This is a genomic window from Streptomyces sp. BA2 (assembly GCF_009769735.1).
Lineage (GTDB): Bacteria > Actinomycetota > Actinomycetes > Streptomycetales > Streptomycetaceae > Streptomyces.
Map to the genome: position 1 here is coordinate 8,357,754 of NZ_WSRO01000002.1, position 14,993 is coordinate 8,372,746.

The following is a 14,993-nucleotide window of genomic DNA, read 5'->3' on the forward strand; positions in this document are numbered from 1 at the left end:
ACCATGCGTTCATGTGTGAGACGGGGGACAGGTCGGCAGAGGCCGGGTCGGGGGAGCGGGCATGAGTGCGCGACTGCGCGGCATCGCGCAGCAGACCGAGGACATCGTGGCCGCGGGGCGATACGTCGCTCCGGGGGGCCGCGAGGTGGTGATCGCGGATGCGGTGGACGCCGCGCGCTCCGGCACGCGGATGTTCGGTCCGGCGGCCCTGCACGTGACGCCTGTGACGCCGCCCGAGCTGACCTCCACGGTAGTCGAGGTCACCGGCGAGAGCAGCTTGGAGGCCGCGCGCCGCCTGACGGGCGCGGAAGGGGGCCCTGTGGCCGTCTTGAACTTCTCCTCCGCACGCAATCCCGGCGGCGGCTATCTGAACGGTGCCCAGGCACAGGAGGAGGCGCTGTGCCGGGCCTCGGCGCTGTACACGTGCGTGCGGTCGGCCCGGGAGTTCTACGACCACCACCGCGCCCACCGCGACCCCTTCTACAGCGACCGCGTGATTCACTCCCCGGCCGTGCCGGTCTTCCGCGACGACCGGGGACAGCTCCTCGACGCGGCGTACAGGGTCGGTTTCCTGACCTCGGCGGCGCCGAACGCGGGCGTCGTACGGCGACAGGCCCCCGAGCGCGTCTCGGAGCTTCCGTCCGCTCTGGCCCGGCGCGCGGAGCGGGTCCTGGAGACCGCCGTCGTCTGCGGCTACCGGCGGCTCGTGCTCGGCGCGTGGGGCTGCGGGGTCTTCCAGAACGATCCCGCCCAGGTGGCGGACGCGTTCCGGGTGCTCCTCGACGAAGGCGGCCGGTTCCACGGGTACTTCGAGCACATCGTGTTCGGGGTGCTCGACCGTACGCGCGGCGCGGTGACGCGGGCCGCCTTCGAGGAGACGTTCGGCGCGGGGTTCAAGGGCGCGGCTCGTGCTGCCCAGCGGGGCTAACGCCAGCCGTAGCGCTCCTGGAGCCGCCGCACGACGAGGTTGAACCGCATCCGGTCGAGCGCGCACGCCTCGCGGCGCATGCCCGCGTCGTGCACCCGAAGGACCCGGTCGATGGCGACCCACGACTCGCGGCCCTCGCGGTCCCAGGGCCCGCTGCCGATCGGCACCCAGTCCCTCTCGCCTCCGTGCTGCTTGCTGGAGAGCTGCACGGCGAGCAGCGTGCCGCGCGCCTCGCGGGCGACGACCAGGACGGGACGGTCCTTGCCGCGCCCGTCGTTCTCCTCGTAGGGCACCCACGTCCAGACGATCTCGCCGGGGTCGGGATCGCCGTCGTGAGCGGGGGCGTACGTCGTCTGTACCCGGCCGACCTCGCGGGGCTCGGCCTCGGTGGTCGCGGTGCGGCCCGTGCGGCCCGGGTGCGCGGACATCTGCGGGTCATCGGTGTTGGCAGTCACGCGGGCCACCGTAGAACCCGTCCGGCCCAACCCGCGGGGCGGGTCCGTCAGATGCCCCGCGGGCTCGGTCCATCGCGCCCACCGGCTAGGCGGCCTCGGGCCACTGCTCGTACCACCGCTGGTCGGCCTCCAACTGCGCGGCGAGGGACACCAGGAGCGGCTCGCTGCCCTCGGGCCCGAGCAGCTGCGCGCCGACCGGCAGGCCGCCGTCCGCCTTGCCCGCGGGCACGTTGACGCCGGGCCAGCCGAGGACGTTCCACGTCCACGCGTAGGGGCAGGCGGCGATCATGGCCTGGTCGGTGCGCCAGCCGCTGAGGGCGGCCATGGTGCCGATCCGGGGCGGGGGAGTGGCGGTGGTGGGCGTGAGGACGACGTCGTACGTCGAGAAGATCGCGCCGACACGGCGGTGCAGGACGGCTTCGGCGCGGCGGGCGAGACGCAGCGGGGCGCCGCCGAGCACGCGCCCCAGACGGGCCGCCTCCTTGGTCCGCGGGTCGAGCAGGTGCGGGTCGGGGATCTCGCGGGCCCAGTCGGTGATGCCCGCCGTGGCACGCGGCACGAAGTCAAGGCCGATCTGGCCGTAGCGCGGGTCGGCCTCCTCCACGTCGTGGCCGAGCGAGGCGAGCCGGTCCGCCAGGACCATCACCTTCCGGCGCACCACGGGATGCAGCCGCTTGGGGGTCGCCGTGAACGGCATGCGCAGGGAGAGGGCGATCCGCAGCCGCCCCGGTTCGCGGGTCGCCGCGTCCGTGGCGCTGATGGCAGGCGGTTTGTGCAGGTCACCGCTGTGGTTGCCGCTCGCCGCGTCGAGCAGCAGGGCCGCGTCGGCGACGGTCCTGGCAAGGGGGCCGTTGACGGTGATGCCGTTGAAGGCCTCGGGCCAGGGCCAGGTCGATATGCGGCCGCGCTGCGGCTTGATCCCGACGAGATGGGTCCAGGCCGCGGGGATGCGCACCGAGCCCGCGCCGTCGGAGCCGAGCGCGGCGGGGACGAGACCCGCGGCGACCGCGGCCGCCGAGCCGCCCGACGAACCGCCGGGGGTGTGGTCGGTGTGCCACGGGTTGCGGGTGTCACCGAAGCCGGGCCCCTCCGTGAAGGGCCACTGCCCCAGCTCACAGGTGTTGGTCTTGCCGACGATCACGGCTCCGGCCGCCCGCAGCCGGCGTACCGACTCGGCGTCCTCCTTCTTCGCGGGGAAGTCACCCCGGCAGCCGAACGCGGTCGGCTCGCCCGCTATGTCGGTGTCGTCCTTCACGGCGAGCGGCACGCCGAGCAGCGGACGCCCCTGGGACCGCCCCGCCCCGCCGGACGCCAACTCCCGGTCGGCGGCGTCCGCTTCGGCGAGCGCGGCCTCGGCCCGGACCAGCTTGAATGCGTTGAGCACGGGCTGCGAAGCCTCGATCCGCGCCAGCGTCCGCTCCGTCAGCGCACGTGCGGACACTTCTCCGTCGGCCAGCGCGCGAGCGGTGCGCGCGAGGCCATCGGCACGGTCGACTGTCATGTGGGGGCACCTTTGATCGACGGGCAGGTGCACGCACGCTAACCGGCGGGAGGGGAACGCGGTACGTGTCGCGAGGGAACGCGGTATGTGTGCAGGGCAGTTCACGCCGCGCACGGCACCCGGCGGAATCCGAGGCACAGGTCGGGGGCGCCCCGACGCCCGCCTGGGAGCGCCCCCGCGCCGTCTGGAAAGATGAGTCGTGCCATGGCGCAGATACCGAACAAGACCGCACAGCAGCAGACGCAGCAGTCCGCGCAGTACTCCGTGCCGACCAGCGCCGACGTGGCGCGTCTGGCGGGAGTCTCGCGCGCGACCGTCTCGTACGTCCTGAACAACACGAGCGCCGTCCGCATCAGCGAGCCCACCCGCCGCCGCGTCCACGAGGCAGCCAAGGAACTGGGATACGTCCCGCACGCCGCGGCCCGCAGCCTGCGCGCCGGGCACACCCGTGTGGTCCTGATGCCCACGCCGCAGATCCCGGCGGGCCCGCTCTTCAGCGAGTTCTTCAACGAGCTGCAGTGGGCGCTCAGCAGGTTCGACTACACCGTCGTGCAGTACGGCAGCCTCGGCCTGACCGGCGAGGATGCGGCCCGCGCCTGGGCCGAGCTGCGCCCGGTGGCGGTCCTCGCGCCCGACGCGTCGGGGCTCGGCGCGCGGGGTGTGAGCGTCCTGAAGCGCTCAGGTGCCAAGGCCGTCTTCACGATCGGCCCGCAGCGGGCCGAGGGCGCCCACGCCCTGCTCATGGACCAGCGTCTGGTGGGACAGTGCGCCGCCACCCACCTCCTGGAGCGCGGCAGCCGGCACATCGGCGTCGTGATCCCCGAGGAGCGGGGCCTCGAGCCCTTCGCGCACCCGCGTGCCGAAGGCGTCCGTCGCACCGTCACACAGCACGGCACGGACGCCACAGCGACCGAGCTGCCCCTGGCCTACGACGAGGAGTCCGCGGCCCGGCTCGCGGCGCGCTGGTGCACGCTGGGCGTCGACGGAGTGTTCACGTACAACGACGAGTACGCGATGCTCCTGATGCGGGCGCTGCAGGACGAAGGCATCGCCGTCCCCGAGGAGACGGCGATGATCGGCGCCGACGACTTGATGCTCGGCAGGCTCCTGCGGCCCCGGCTCAGCACGGTCCGCATCGAGCTGCCGTCGGGTCAGAAGCTCGCGGAGCTCGTCGACCGGGTCGTGCGTGACCCGGGCATGGAGCCCGAGGTGCACGACGTGCTCGGTGCGACGGCAGTGCACCGCGAGTCCAGCTGACCCTGCTGCTTACAGGGCTTCGTCCTTACTGCTCCTGCGCCTGAGCCTTGGCCTGCTCCTCGGCGACGGACTGGCGGACCTCGTCCATGTCCAGCTTCCTGGCCTGCCCGATGACGTCCTCCAGGGCCTCCCCGGGCAGCGCGCCGGGCTGCGCGAACACGGCCACCTGATCGCGGACGATCATCAGCGTCGGGATCGACTGGATGCCGAACGCCTGAGCGAGCTCAGGCTGCGCCTCCGTGTCCACCTTGCCGAAGACCATGTCGGGATTGGCCTCGGCGGCCTTCTCGTAGACGGGCGCGAACGACCGGCACGGACCGCACCACTCCGCCCAGAAGTCGATCAGGACGAATTCGTTGTCCGTGACCGTCTGGTCGAAGTTTTCCTTGGTGAGCTCCACAGTCGTGCTGCTCATGGTGTTTCCCTCTTCCTGCTGTCGGTCGAAGCCGCTGTGCACAACGGCCCGGGCGGCAGACGTATTCCGCGCGCTCACCCGTGCTCGTTCCGCGCGCGTACCCATGTGGCCACGTCGCACACCTGCGACCACACTGGCTTCCATGACGGATTCGAAGACATACGACGTAGTGGTCCTTGGCGCCGGTCCCGTGGGGGAGAACGTCGCGGACCGGGCCCGTGCGGGCGGCCTGAGCGTGGCGATCGTGGAGAGCGAACTCGTCGGGGGCGAATGTTCGTACTGGGCCTGCATGCCGAGCAAGGCGCTGCTGCGCCCGGTCATCGCCCGCTCGGACGCCCGCAAGGTGCCCGGACTGCGTCAGTCGGTGCAGGGTCCCCTGGACGCCGCGGCGGTCCTCGCGCACCGGGACGACTACACCTCGCACTGGAAGGACGACGGCCAGGCCGGCTGGCTGGACTCGATCGGCGTGGACCTCTACCGCGGTCAGGGCCGCATCGCGGGAACACGCCAGGTGAGTGTCACGGGCTCGGACGGGACCGAGCAGACCCTCGCGGCCCGCCACGCGGTGGCCGTGTGCACCGGCACCCGCGCCGCACTGCCCGATCTGCCGGGCCTTGCCGATGTGAAGCCGTGGACGAGCCGCGAGGCCACCAGCGCGGATCATGTGCCCGGCCGCCTCGCGGTGGTCGGCGGTGGCGTCGTCGCCGTGGAGATGGCCACGGCCTGGCAGGCGCTGGGCTCGCAGGTCACGCTGCTGGTGCGGGGTGACGGGCTGCTGCCGCGCATGGAGCCGTTCGCCGGGGAGCTTGTCGCCAAGGCGCTGACGGAGGCGGGCGCGGAGGTCCGTACCGGGGTCTCCGCCACGGGCGTACGCAGGGAGAACGGCACGGTAAGGGCGACTCTGAACGACGGAGACACCCTCGAAGCCGACGAGATCCTCTTCGCCACGGGCCGCGCGCCGCGCACCGACGACCTGGGCCTGGAGACGATCGGCCTCGATCCCGGCTCCTGGCTGCCGGTCGACGAGAGCCTGCGGGTGCAGGGCAGCGACTGGCTCTACGCGGTGGGCGACGCCAACCACCGCGCGCTCCTCACCCATCAGGGCAAGTACCAGGCCCGCATCGCCGGCGCCGCGATCACCGCCCGCGCCCAGGGCGTCCCCCTCCTGGAGACAGACGCCTGGGGCGCGCACTCGGCCACCGCCGACCACGCCGCCGTACCCCAGGTGGTCTTCACCGACCCCGAGGCGGCATCGGCGGGCCTCACCCTCGCGGAGGCGGAATCCGCGGGCCGCCGCGTGCGTGCCGTGGACTACGACATGGCGGGCGTAGCGGGAGCCGGCCTCTACGCGGACGGCTACGAAGGCCGCGCCCGCATGATCGTCGACCTCGACCGCGAGATCCTGCTCGGCGTGACCTTCGTGGGCCCCGGCGTCGGCGAACTCATCCACTCGGCGACGGTGGCGATCGCGGGGGAGGTGCCGATCGACCGGCTGTGGCATGCGGTCCCGGCCTACCCGACGGTGAGTGAGGTGTGGCTGCGGCTGTTGGAGACGTATCGGGGATAGCGGGCGTCGCCGACGCGGGCCGCTGCCCCGCGATGAGGTCGACGCGGACGGAATCGTCGTAGCGCGCCGTCGCAGTTTCTCCCGGACCTGGGTGCCCAACAGGCCCGGTTCGGGGGAGGGCCCCGGACCGGTGGTCACGTACCGCTCTCGGCGGGAGAGCCGTCGGGGGAGTCAGCCCCGGCCGGGCGCTCACTCACCTGCGTCGCGCCACGCCCCCTCCCGCAGCAGTCGCAGGCCGTTGAGGCCCACGAGCACGGTGGAGCCCTCGTGGCCGAGTACGCCGAGGGGGAGCGGCAGGTTGCCGGCCAGGTCCCAGGTGACCAGGACGGCGATGAACGCCCCTGCGATCACCAGGTTCTGCACCACGAGCCCGCGGGCCCGCCGGGACAGGGCGATCACCCTTGGCACGGTGGCGAGTTCGTCCCGCACGATGACGGCGTCGGCGGTCTCCAGAGCGAGGTCGGAACCGGCCCGGCCCATCGCGATGCCGGTGTGGGCCGCGGCCAGGGCGGGCGCGTCGTTGACGCCGTCGCCGATGACCAGGACCTTGCGTCCCGCGCCCTCCGCCTCGCGTACCGCCGCGACCTTGTCCTGCGGGAGCAGCCCGGCCCGTACGTCATCGATGCCGACCTCCGTCGCGAGCCGGGCCGCGGCCTGCGCGTTGTCGCCGGTGAGCAGCATCGGAGCCGTGCCCGTGAGGGATTCCAGGGCGGTGACGGTCGTCGCCGCGTCCGGGCGCAGGCGGTCGGCGATGCCGAGGACGCCCACGGGGGCCCCGTCGCGCAGCACGAGCACCGCGGTCTGGCCGTCCTCGCCCCACTGCCGTGCGCGGGCGAGGGCTTCGGTGCTCGCCGTGTCCTGGGGCTCACCGGTCGGCGGCACGGTCAGCAGCCGTGCCGGAGCGCCCACCCGGACGACCGCGCCCCCGACCGTGGCGCTCACGCCGATCCCCGGCGCCGATGCGAAGTCCGCCACCGCCGGAATCTCCAGGCCGCGAGCGCGCGCCGCGCTCACGACGGCGCGGGCCAGGGGATGTTCGCTGCGGTGCTCGGCCGCCGCCGCGAGCGTGAGGAGCGTGTCGTCCGTCAGGCCGCTGCCGGGGAGCGCGTGGACGGCGGTCACCCGGGGCGTCCCCTCGGTCAGGGTGCCCGTCTTGTCGAGGGCGACCGCGTCGACCTGCCCCAGACGCTCCATCACGACGGCCGACTTGACCAGGACGCCGTGCCGCCCCGCGTTCGCGATCGCCGAGAGCAGCGGCGGCATCGTGGCAAGGACCACCGCGCACGGCGAGGCCACGATCATGAACGTCATCGCCCGCAGCAGAGCACCGGTCAGGTCGTCGCCGAGCGCGAGCGGCACGGCGAACACGGCGAGCGTGGCGACGACCATGCCGAGCGAGTACCGCTGCTCGATCTTCTCGATGAACAGCTGCGTCGGCGCCTTGGTCTCCGACGCCTCCTCGACCATCGCCACAATCCGCGCGATCACCGAGTCGGACGCGTCACGCCCGACCCGCACCCGCAGCGCCCCCGCCCCGTTCAGCGTGCCCGCGAACACCTCGTCCCCGGCCTCCTTGGCGACCGGCAGCGGCTCCCCGGTGATCGTCGCCTGGTCGACGTCACTGGCACCGTCGAGCACCTCGCCGTCCGCTCCGACCCGCTCACCGGGTCGTACGAGGATGACGTCGCCGACCTTCAACTCGGCCGTGTCGACGGTCTCTTCACCGCCCCCGTCGGCCACCCGCGTCGCCGTGGTGGGCGCGAGGTCGAGCAGGCTGCGTACCGAGTCGGCGGTACGAGCGGTGGCAAGGGCCTCAAGGGCGCCCGACGTGGCGAAGATGACGATGAGCAGCGCCCCGTCCATCACCTGCCCGATCGAGGCCGCGCCGAGCGCCGCGACGATCATCAGCAGGTCCACGTCCAGGGTCTTCTCACGCAGCGCGCGCAGCCCGGCGAGCGCCGGCTCCCAGCCGCCGGCGACGTACGCGACGGCGTACAGCGCGCCCCACAGCCATGAGGCGGCCCCGGTCAGCTGGAGCGGCAGCGCGATCAGGAACGCGACCGTGGCCGCCGCCGCCCAGCGGGCCTCGGCGAGCGCGAGGACGCGGGTGCGGCGGCGCGGAGCCGCCGCGGGACCGGCGGAGGTTCCCTGGTCGGAGCGGGGGAGCAGGGCAGTGGGCATGGCGAAGGAACCCTTCACGGGCTGGGGAACGGCAACGCCCACACCGTACAGGAACGAATGAACAGCTCTTCATGCGTACATGTGTCGTCGATAGGATGCTGCCATGGGTCACGGAGTCGACGACAAGAGCACCGCCACCACGCGCGAACGCCTGGACACCGTGGGGGCCGCCGACGTCGCCGCCACCCTCCAGGCCCTGGCGACACCCTCACGGCTGCTGATCCTCGCCCGTCTGCAGGAGGGCCCTTGCGCGGCCGGCGATCTGGCCGACGCGGTCGGCATGGAGCAGTCGGCCTGCTCCCACCAGTTGCGTCTGCTGCGCAACCTCGGCCTCATCACCGGCGAACGGCACGGCCGCTCCGTCATATACGCCCTCTACGACCACCACGTGGCCGAACTCCTCGACCAGGCGCTCTTCCACGTCGAGCACCTGCGCCTCGGTCTGCGGGACACACCGCAGGGCGGCTAGCCTGAGGGTGATCTTCAGTGGTGAGCTCTTGATTCCGCAGGTGAGACAGATGAGGGAGTACGGCGTGTGGCCCGTGGTGGCGGTCGTGGCCGTCGGCGGTGCGATCGGCGCGTCCGCCCGCTATGGCGCGTCCCTGATCTGGCCGACCGCCCCCGGCACCTTCCCCACGACGACGTTCCTGGTGAACGTCGTCGGATGCGCGATCATGGGTGTCTTCATGGTGATCCTCACCGAAATGCGGACACCGCACCGCCTGTTGCGGCCCTTCTTCGGCACCGGCGTGCTCGGTGGCTTCACCACTTTCTCCACCTACGCCGTGGACATCGAGCGCCTGGTGGAGGGCGGCCACGCCGGCACGGGCCTGGCCTATCTCGGACTGACGCTGCTCGCGGCCCTCGCGGCAGTGTGGAGTGCGTCGTGGGCGACCCGCCGCATCGTGGTGCTGAGGCGGACATGACCAGGTGGAGGCGAACATGACCAGGCGGAGGCGGACATGACCAGACTGACGGGCACGGCCCTGCGCGTGACGGTCTTCATCGGCGAGACCGACATCTGGCACCACAAGCCGGTCTACTCGGAGATCGTCCACCGCGCCCGCAAGGCGGGCCTCGCGGGCGCCAGCGTCTTCCGCGGCATCGAGGGATTCGGCGCCTCGTCGCTCATCCACACGCAGCGGCTCCTCTCGCTGAGCGAGGACCTGCCGGTCGCGGTCGTGATCGTGGACGACGAGGACAAGATCCGCGCGTTCCTGCCGCAGCTCGACGAGCTGGTCACCGAGGGCCTTGTGATCCTCGACGACTGCGAGGTCATCCGGTACGTGGGCCGGGGCGAGGCCGAGCAGTGAACTGGCTCTGCGTGGTGGCAGGGGCGATGATCGGCGCCCCGCTGCGGTTCCTCACCGACCGTGCCGTGCAGGCCAGGCACGACACGGTCTTCCCGTGGGGGACGTTCGCGGTCAACGTGGCGGGCAGCCTGGTCCTCGGCGTGCTCACCGGCGCGACCGTCGCGGGCGCCGTCTCCTCCCACACCCAGCTGCTCCTCGGTACCGGCCTGTGCGGCGCCCTGACGACGTACTCGACCTTCTCGTACGAGACGCTGCGGCTCTCCGAGGGCGGGGCCAGGTTCTACGCGGTGGCCAATGTCGTGGCGAGTGTGGTCGCGGCGCTCGGCGCGGTCTTCGTGGGCGTCGCGTCGGCGGAGGCGGTGTGGGGCTGACAGGCCCTCAGCCACTGCCAGGGCGCCGGCGGCCAGTGCCACCGGCGCCCTGCGCGACCGGGAGGGGGCGCTCCCGGGATCAGGCCTCGGCGAAGTCCCCCGAGAGGGCTGCCGCCATCCGCAGGTGCGGGGCCGCGTCCGCGTCCCGTCCCTGCCGCTCGAGCGTGCGGCCGAGCAGCAGCCTGGCGTACTGCTCGACGGGGTCGAGCTCGATGACCGTACGCAACTCGCTCTCCGCGCGCCGCAGTTGCGCCGAGTGGTAGTAGGCGCGGGCAAGCAGCAGACGCGGGGCGACCTGCTCCGGTACCTCGTCGGCCAGGGCGGCGAGGATCCGCGCCGCCGTGGCGTACTCCTTGGCGTCGAAGAACTGCCGCGCGCGCTCCCAGCGCTCCGCCGCGGTTCCGTGGTCGTAGTACGTCGTGTCCACTGTCGCCTCCTTCGAGCCGTCCAACGGCCACAGGTAGTTAAAAATTCCACTAAGGGGCCCTCGGTGGCGGAGCAGGGACGACGGAGTCCGGAATGACCGGGGCGCGTGCCTGACGACCGGTACCCCACGGGTCTAGGTTGTGCGGCATGAGCAATCTTGATCGCGAGGCGGTCCCGTCCCTGTGCGGCGGTCGCGGGTTCGTCGTCGCCGAACCGGTCCGGGAACTCCTCAGCCCCAGAAAGGTCAAGCTCGGCGAGTCCACCGAGGTCCGCCGCCTGCTGCCCAACCTGGGCCGCCGCATGGTCGGCGCCTGGTGCTTCGTGGACCACTACGGCCCCGACGACATCGCGGACGAGCCCGGCATGCAGGTGGGGCCGCACCCCCACATGGGCCTGCAGACGGTGAGCTGGCTGCACGAAGGCGAGGTCCTGCACCGTGACTCCACGGGCAGCCTCCAGACGATCGGCCCCCGCGAGCTGGGCCTGATGACCTCGGGCCGGGCGATCTCGCACTCCGAGGAGAGCCCCAGGGCCCACGCCCGCCTCCTGCACGGCGCCCAGCTGTGGGTGGCGCTGCCCGACGTCCACCGCGGCACCGACCCGCGCTTCGAGCACCACGCGGAGCTGCCCCTGGTCACGGCCCCCGGCCTGACGGCGACCCTCATCCTGGGCACGGTCGACGGCGCCACGTCACCCGGCACGACCTACACCCCGATCGTCGGCGCCGACCTCGCCCTGACCCGCGACGCGGACGTACGCCTCCCCTTGAACCCCGACTTCGAGTACGCGGTCCTCAGCATGTCCGGCGAAACCCGCGTGGACGGCGTCCCGGTCCTGCCCGGCTCGATGCTGTACCTGGGCTGCGGCCGCACCGAACTCCCGCTGCACGCCGAGTCGGACGCGGGCCTGATGCTCCTGGGCGGCGAGCCGTTCGACGAGGAACTGATCATGTGGTGGAACTTCATCGGGCGGTCGAACGAGGAGATCGCAAGGGCACGGGCCGACTGGATGGAAAGCACCCGCTTCGGAGAGGTGAAGGGTTACGACGGCGAACGGATCCCCGCACCGGATCTGCCGCCGGTGCCGCTGAAGGCGCGGGGGCGCATGCGCTGACCGGCCTCGCATGGGAAATGCCATGGATGTGGATTTAGGTAAGTTGCCGAATGCCTGGTCATATTTGGCGTATTGCGATAGCCGTGTAACGCGCGGCGTTCATGCGACGCAGACTTACTCGGGCCCGTGCGGCGAATCGTGTGCGTGACGCGTCAGGAGATTTTCCTGAGGGGAGCCCAGGGGTGTGTCCTGCCCTTGCCTCGGCCCGCAATGCGACGCGTCAGATTGGATACCTGTGAGCAATATCGACCCGATGTCCGGGCCCCATGCCTACGGCCAGTCCCCCCAGCCCCCGCAGCCCCTGCAGCCGCAGCCCCCGCGCCGCCACGAGCGGAACCAGAGCACTGCTCGACGGGTGGCCCTGGCTGTCCACACGATCGCTGACATCGCGGCCGTGTTCCTCGGTATGTGGATCGTGCTCTATCTGCTCGATGCAAATGAGGCGAATATCTTCGTCGAGTTCGTGCACGGAACGGCCGACTGGCTGGCCTGGTGGTCACAGGATGTTTTCACGATGGACACAGAGGGGCTTCGAGTTCTCCTCAATTACGGTCTGCCGGCTGTGATTTATCTGCTGGTCGGTCATGGGATCGCTGCCCGGCTCAGCCGGGCGTGACGCATTCGTGACGCATTAGAGCTCAGTTCTGTGGGAGGCGAGGCTTCAGCGGGCCGCGGTGACGAGGCCTTCCAGTTGGTGTGCCAGTTCTGGGCTCGGTTGAGGGACGGCGTTGAAGTCGCCCACCTGGTCGACGTCCAGGTCCTCCACCGCGCCCTTGACCGCGGATTCGGAGATGGCGGCGCCGTGGTCGGGCAGGTTGATGTACACCGTCACCCCGCAGCCCGGTGCGGGGGCCGCGTCGACGACCTCATGGGGCACCGGTGTGTACTGGCTCGGCCAGTCCTCGAGCGCGGACATCTGCTGGGCCCAGTGCTTGGCGTCACGCCATTCGCCGCGGCGCAGGTGCAGCAGGTACAGGCACAGGGCGCCGGTGGCTTCGCCGCCGCCGGCGGCGAACTGGAGCCAGAACTGGGCTCCCTCTTCCCGGTCGGCGAGGACGAGCAGGCAGGCGAAGGCGAGCGCGCCGCCGGAGTCGCGGAAGGTGTCGAAGCGGGCCAGGCGGCGGACGGCGTCGTCGTCGTGAATGACGCCCTGGCACAGGGCCCGCAGGTCGACGGCGGCCCGCTCGTGCAGCAGCAGAGGTGCCCCTACCGGCCGGGCCGAGCCGGTAGGGGGTTCGGTGAGGGTCTGCATCCAGCGCAGTTCCAGGAGTTGCTCGGTGATGCGCCGCTGGGAAGCAGCCTGATGTGCCGCGGTGTAGTCGCCCTCGAAGATCCGGGCCCGGGCAAGGGCTTCTTCGATGGTGCGCGGTTCCTCCGGGCGCATGTCGGTCTCACTCCTCATCGTCGACGTCCTCGCCGATCGCCAGCTCAAGATCCGCCGCCAGCCTCCGTTTGGCGGCACGACGGGTGGAGCGGACAGTTGCCTGGCACACGCCCATCACCAGAGCGATGCTCTTCGTGGTGAAGCCGAGGGCGTACTGCAGCACCATGACATCAAACTGGCGCTCCGGCAGGTGGGCCATGGCCTGATAAAGGCCCAGGCCGTCCTCCAACTCGCTAACCTGCGCCCGGAATTCCTGGCGAAAGTTGTCCATGATGGGCTCGCATGCCGCACGCACGGCGCGCTCGAAGGCCAGGGTCTCCAACGCGGCCGCGGTGCGGCCCCGCACTTCGAGTTCCCCGGCGACGCGCTCCTTGAGCAGCGTCCAGGCGAACGCTTCGAGGTCCTCCTGGGCGGTGGCCCGCTGCCAGATGACGGCCAGGAAGACGAAGGTGGCGTCGACCAGCCGGTCCGCGGCGGCCCTGTCGCCGAGCTGCACCCGGGCGTACTCGAAGTACGCCTGGTGGTACAGCTTGTGGAAGGCCCAGAACGCCGGTGGCATTACTTCGCTCGGCTCACGCAGCGCGCGCTCCCCGCGGTCGTCGGGAGGCTGTCCGGTCATCGGCCGCCTCCTTCGTCCAGGCCGGCAGCCTTGGGGTGGGCTGCGGGCTGTTGCTCGATGAGGGTTGCTGCACCCACCCGGACCCCGGCACCAAGAAGGCGCCGCAGGCCGGAGCGCACGTCGGGCGCGAAAGCCCGCGCCGCCGCTGCCGTGGCCAGCGCGAGGCTGGCAACGTCGTCGAGTGTCACCTGTGGTCCCTTTGATCTCACACAGCGTCGGCAGCGACTCGTCCCCGCTCGTCAACTGGCCACGCCTGGAGCCTCGTTGCTCCTGACGAGAAGGAAACCGTTCCTGGGGGCCTGTTCGTGCAATGCACTTCACCACAGTTTTTAACGGAGAGTAGCTTTCCGGTTACGGCAAATATCGAGCGCGAGTTCAGCTCTCGCCAGCCAGTCCGCGCCACCCTTTGCGCCACCCCTGTCACCTGCGCGACGGTCGACGCGACCACCCATCTGCCATGATTTGCGCAAACCCTCCGTGTTCATTTCGCTATGTAGATGTGACTGAGGTCACCTACATGCCTGCGCCGTTCTGAGCCGACGCGCGACTGTCAGTGCCGAGTGCAAGGCTGGTGGTGTCACAAGGACCTGCGAAGGGAATCGTCGTGATCACCACTGACCTCACTCCCGGCTCACCCTGTTGGCTCGATCTCGGTGCCCCCGACGTCCGGGCCGCCGCGGCCTTCTACGGCGCGGTGCTCGGCTGGGAGTACGAGTCCATGGGCGAGGCCGAGGACATGGAAGGCGGCATGTTCCAGAAGGACGGCAAGACCGTCGCCGGACTCGGCAAGCTCACCGAGGAGGGCGCGCGCCCCGCCTGGATGATCTATTACACGGTCACGGACGCGGACGCCACGACTCAGGCCGTGGAGCGCGCGGGTGGCACGGTGCGGGTAGCGCCGAGGGACCTTGACGACTGGGGACGGATGGCCCAGTACAGCGACCCGCTGGGAGGCCAGTTCGCCGTCTGGCAGCCAGGGACGAACTCGGGCTTCGAGCTGGCGGACGACCCGGGCTCGCTGTCCTGGACCGAGCTGTTCACGAGCGACGTCGCCGCCGCGAAGGAGTTCTACGGCGGTGTCCTCGGCTGGCAGTTCAGCAACATGGAACTGCCGGGCGGCGCGGGGACGTACACCCTCGTCACTCCTGCCGGACTGCCCGAGGAGCGCATGCAGGGCGGCCTGATGGAGCTCAGCAAGGAGGACCTCGCGCTGACGGGCGGGCGGCCGTACTGGCACCCGGTCTTCGCCGTCGCCGACTGCGACGCGGCGGTCGCCCAGGTCACCGGGAACGGCGGCAGCGTACAGATGGGGCCCGAAGACGTGGAGGGCGTCGGCCGCCTGGCCGTCTGCCTCGATCCGTCGAACGCGGACTTCGTGGTGCTCACGCCCGCCGAGAGCTGAGCCACGAGAGGCCCCACCAGCGGTAGCCGCGTCGTCGATGCCCGGTGCCGTGGCCGCCCGA

The 14,993-nt window shown here is 71.3% G+C and carries 18 protein-coding genes; 10 read left to right on the plus strand and 8 right to left on the minus strand.

All coding sequences use genetic code 11. The features are described from left to right. Window positions 1–61: 61 nt before the first annotated feature. Window positions 62–928 carry a TIGR02452 family protein gene (locus tag E5671_RS40010; protein ID WP_160509116.1) on the plus strand — a complete coding sequence of 289 codons (867 nt, stop codon included), beginning with the start codon at window positions 62–64 and terminating at the stop codon, window positions 926–928. Here the strand turns inward: E5671_RS40010 and E5671_RS40015 are convergent. Both E5671_RS40015 and E5671_RS40020 read right to left on the minus strand, forming a co-directional pair. Further along, window positions 925–1,383, minus strand: a complete 459-nt coding sequence (locus E5671_RS40015; RefSeq protein ID WP_443032763.1) for a type II toxin-antitoxin system PemK/MazF family toxin — start codon at window positions 1,381–1,383, stop codon at window positions 925–927. The genes E5671_RS40010 and E5671_RS40015 overlap by 4 nt on opposite strands. An 85-nt stretch (window positions 1,384–1,468) precedes the next feature. Continuing rightward, complete coding sequence (locus E5671_RS40020) at window positions 1,469–2,884, minus strand: amidase (RefSeq protein ID WP_160509117.1); 1,416 nt, start codon at window positions 2,882–2,884, stop codon at window positions 1,469–1,471. Between the two features lie 204 nt (window positions 2,885–3,088). On the opposite strand from E5671_RS40020, the gene E5671_RS40025 reads away from it, so the two are divergent. After that, a complete protein-coding gene (locus E5671_RS40025; RefSeq protein ID WP_237330340.1) occupies window positions 3,089–4,141 on the plus strand; it encodes a LacI family DNA-binding transcriptional regulator in 1,053 nt (350 codons plus the stop codon). A 25-nt stretch (window positions 4,142–4,166) separates the two neighbouring features. Here the strand turns inward: E5671_RS40025 and trxA are convergent, their stop codons facing one another. Beyond that, window positions 4,167–4,556, minus strand: coding sequence for a thioredoxin (gene trxA, locus E5671_RS40030; protein ID WP_160509119.1), 390 nt, complete (start codon window positions 4,554–4,556; stop codon window positions 4,167–4,169). Window positions 4,557–4,698: 142 nt separating this feature from the next. On the opposite strand from trxA, the gene E5671_RS40035 reads away from it, so the two are divergent. Beyond that, on the plus strand, window positions 4,699–6,123 hold the full coding sequence (locus E5671_RS40035; protein ID WP_160509120.1) for a dihydrolipoyl dehydrogenase family protein: 1,425 nt from the start codon (window positions 4,699–4,701) through the stop codon (window positions 6,121–6,123). A gap of 189 nt (window positions 6,124–6,312) precedes the next feature. On the opposite strand, the gene E5671_RS40040 is transcribed toward E5671_RS40035, so the two are convergent. Next, a complete protein-coding gene (locus E5671_RS40040; RefSeq protein WP_160509121.1) occupies window positions 6,313–8,304 on the minus strand; it encodes a heavy metal translocating P-type ATPase in 1,992 nt (663 codons plus the stop codon). 103 nt (window positions 8,305–8,407) lie between these two features. Here E5671_RS40040 and E5671_RS40045 point away from each other — a divergent pair, with 103 nt between their 5' ends. From E5671_RS40045 to crcB (E5671_RS40060), 4 genes are read left to right on the plus strand one after another with little or no spacing between them, the layout of a single operon-like run. Then, window positions 8,408–8,773, plus strand: a complete 366-nt coding sequence (locus E5671_RS40045) for an ArsR/SmtB family transcription factor (protein WP_160509122.1) — start codon at window positions 8,408–8,410, stop codon at window positions 8,771–8,773. Window positions 8,774–8,822: 49 nt separating this feature from the next. Further along, window positions 8,823–9,230, plus strand: coding sequence for a fluoride efflux transporter CrcB (gene crcB / locus E5671_RS40050; RefSeq protein WP_160509123.1), 408 nt, complete (start codon window positions 8,823–8,825; stop codon window positions 9,228–9,230). A gap of 36 nt (window positions 9,231–9,266) precedes the next feature. Further along, window positions 9,267–9,617, plus strand: coding sequence for a DUF190 domain-containing protein (locus E5671_RS40055; RefSeq protein WP_160509124.1), 351 nt, complete (start codon window positions 9,267–9,269; stop codon window positions 9,615–9,617). Beyond that, window positions 9,614–9,988: a fluoride efflux transporter CrcB gene (gene crcB, locus E5671_RS40060; protein WP_160509125.1), complete on the plus strand. Its 375-nt coding sequence runs from the start codon at window positions 9,614–9,616 to the stop codon at window positions 9,986–9,988. The genes E5671_RS40055 and crcB (E5671_RS40060) overlap by 4 nt, the downstream gene beginning before the upstream one ends. Before the next feature lie 79 nt (window positions 9,989–10,067). Here the strand turns inward: crcB (E5671_RS40060) and E5671_RS40065 are convergent, their stop codons facing one another. Next, a complete protein-coding gene (locus E5671_RS40065) occupies window positions 10,068–10,415 on the minus strand; it encodes a tetratricopeptide repeat protein (protein ID WP_160509126.1) in 348 nt (115 codons plus the stop codon). A gap of 146 nt (window positions 10,416–10,561) precedes the next feature. On the opposite strand from E5671_RS40065, the gene E5671_RS40070 reads away from it, so the two are divergent. Both E5671_RS40070 and E5671_RS40075 read left to right on the plus strand, forming a co-directional pair. Beyond that, window positions 10,562–11,527, plus strand: coding sequence for a pirin family protein (locus tag E5671_RS40070; RefSeq protein WP_160509127.1), 966 nt, complete (start codon window positions 10,562–10,564; stop codon window positions 11,525–11,527). 235 nt (window positions 11,528–11,762) lie between these two features. Further along, window positions 11,763–12,143 (plus strand): hypothetical protein, encoded by a 381-nt coding sequence (locus tag E5671_RS40075; RefSeq protein ID WP_336605986.1) that lies wholly within the window; start codon window positions 11,763–11,765, stop codon window positions 12,141–12,143. A 45-nt stretch (window positions 12,144–12,188) separates the two neighbouring features. On the opposite strand, the gene E5671_RS40080 is transcribed toward E5671_RS40075, so the two are convergent. From E5671_RS40080 to E5671_RS40090, 3 genes are read right to left on the minus strand one after another with little or no spacing between them, the layout of a single operon-like run. Further along, entirely contained in the window at window positions 12,189–12,929 is a 741-nt protein-coding gene (locus E5671_RS40080) for a hypothetical protein (RefSeq protein WP_160509128.1), read from the minus strand. After that, on the minus strand, window positions 12,919–13,530 hold the full coding sequence (locus E5671_RS40085; protein ID WP_237330341.1) for a sigma-70 family RNA polymerase sigma factor: 612 nt from the start codon (window positions 13,528–13,530) through the stop codon (window positions 12,919–12,921). Before E5671_RS40085 ends, E5671_RS40080 begins: the two co-directional genes overlap by 11 nt. Next, window positions 13,527–13,718 (minus strand): hypothetical protein, encoded by a 192-nt coding sequence (locus tag E5671_RS40090; protein ID WP_160509129.1) that lies wholly within the window; start codon window positions 13,716–13,718, stop codon window positions 13,527–13,529. Before E5671_RS40090 ends, E5671_RS40085 begins: the two co-directional genes overlap by 4 nt. Window positions 13,719–14,134: 416 nt before the next feature. On the opposite strand from E5671_RS40090, the gene E5671_RS40095 reads away from it, so the two are divergent. Then, window positions 14,135–14,932, plus strand: a complete 798-nt coding sequence (locus tag E5671_RS40095) for a VOC family protein (RefSeq protein WP_160509130.1) — start codon at window positions 14,135–14,137, stop codon at window positions 14,930–14,932. Window positions 14,933–14,993: the final 61 nt, after the last annotated feature.

Bases quoted from the DNA above. Each gene is read 5' to 3' on its own strand.
- E5671_RS40010 (WP_160509116.1), top strand. From the start codon at position 62: ATGAGTGCGCGACTGCGCGGCATCGCGCAGCAGACCGAGGACATCGTG.
- E5671_RS40020 (WP_160509117.1), bottom strand. From the start codon at position 2,884: ATGACAGTCGACCGTGCCGATGGCCTCGCGCGCACCGCTCGCGCGCTG.
- E5671_RS40025 (WP_237330340.1), top strand. From the start codon at position 3,089: ATGGCGCAGATACCGAACAAGACCGCACAGCAGCAGACGCAGCAGTCC.
- trxA (WP_160509119.1), bottom strand. From the start codon at position 4,556: ATGAGCAGCACGACTGTGGAGCTCACCAAGGAAAACTTCGACCAGACG.
- E5671_RS40035 (WP_160509120.1), top strand. From the start codon at position 4,699: ATGACGGATTCGAAGACATACGACGTAGTGGTCCTTGGCGCCGGTCCC.
- E5671_RS40040 (WP_160509121.1), bottom strand. From the start codon at position 8,304: ATGCCCACTGCCCTGCTCCCCCGCTCCGACCAGGGAACCTCCGCCGGT.
- E5671_RS40045 (WP_160509122.1), top strand. From the start codon at position 8,408: ATGGGTCACGGAGTCGACGACAAGAGCACCGCCACCACGCGCGAACGC.
- crcB (WP_160509123.1), top strand. From the start codon at position 8,823: ATGAGGGAGTACGGCGTGTGGCCCGTGGTGGCGGTCGTGGCCGTCGGC.
- E5671_RS40055 (WP_160509124.1), top strand. From the start codon at position 9,267: ATGACCAGACTGACGGGCACGGCCCTGCGCGTGACGGTCTTCATCGGC.
- E5671_RS40070 (WP_160509127.1), top strand. From the start codon at position 10,562: ATGAGCAATCTTGATCGCGAGGCGGTCCCGTCCCTGTGCGGCGGTCGC.
- E5671_RS40080 (WP_160509128.1), bottom strand. From the start codon at position 12,929: ATGAGGAGTGAGACCGACATGCGCCCGGAGGAACCGCGCACCATCGAA.
- E5671_RS40085 (WP_237330341.1), bottom strand. From the start codon at position 13,530: ATGACCGGACAGCCTCCCGACGACCGCGGGGAGCGCGCGCTGCGTGAG.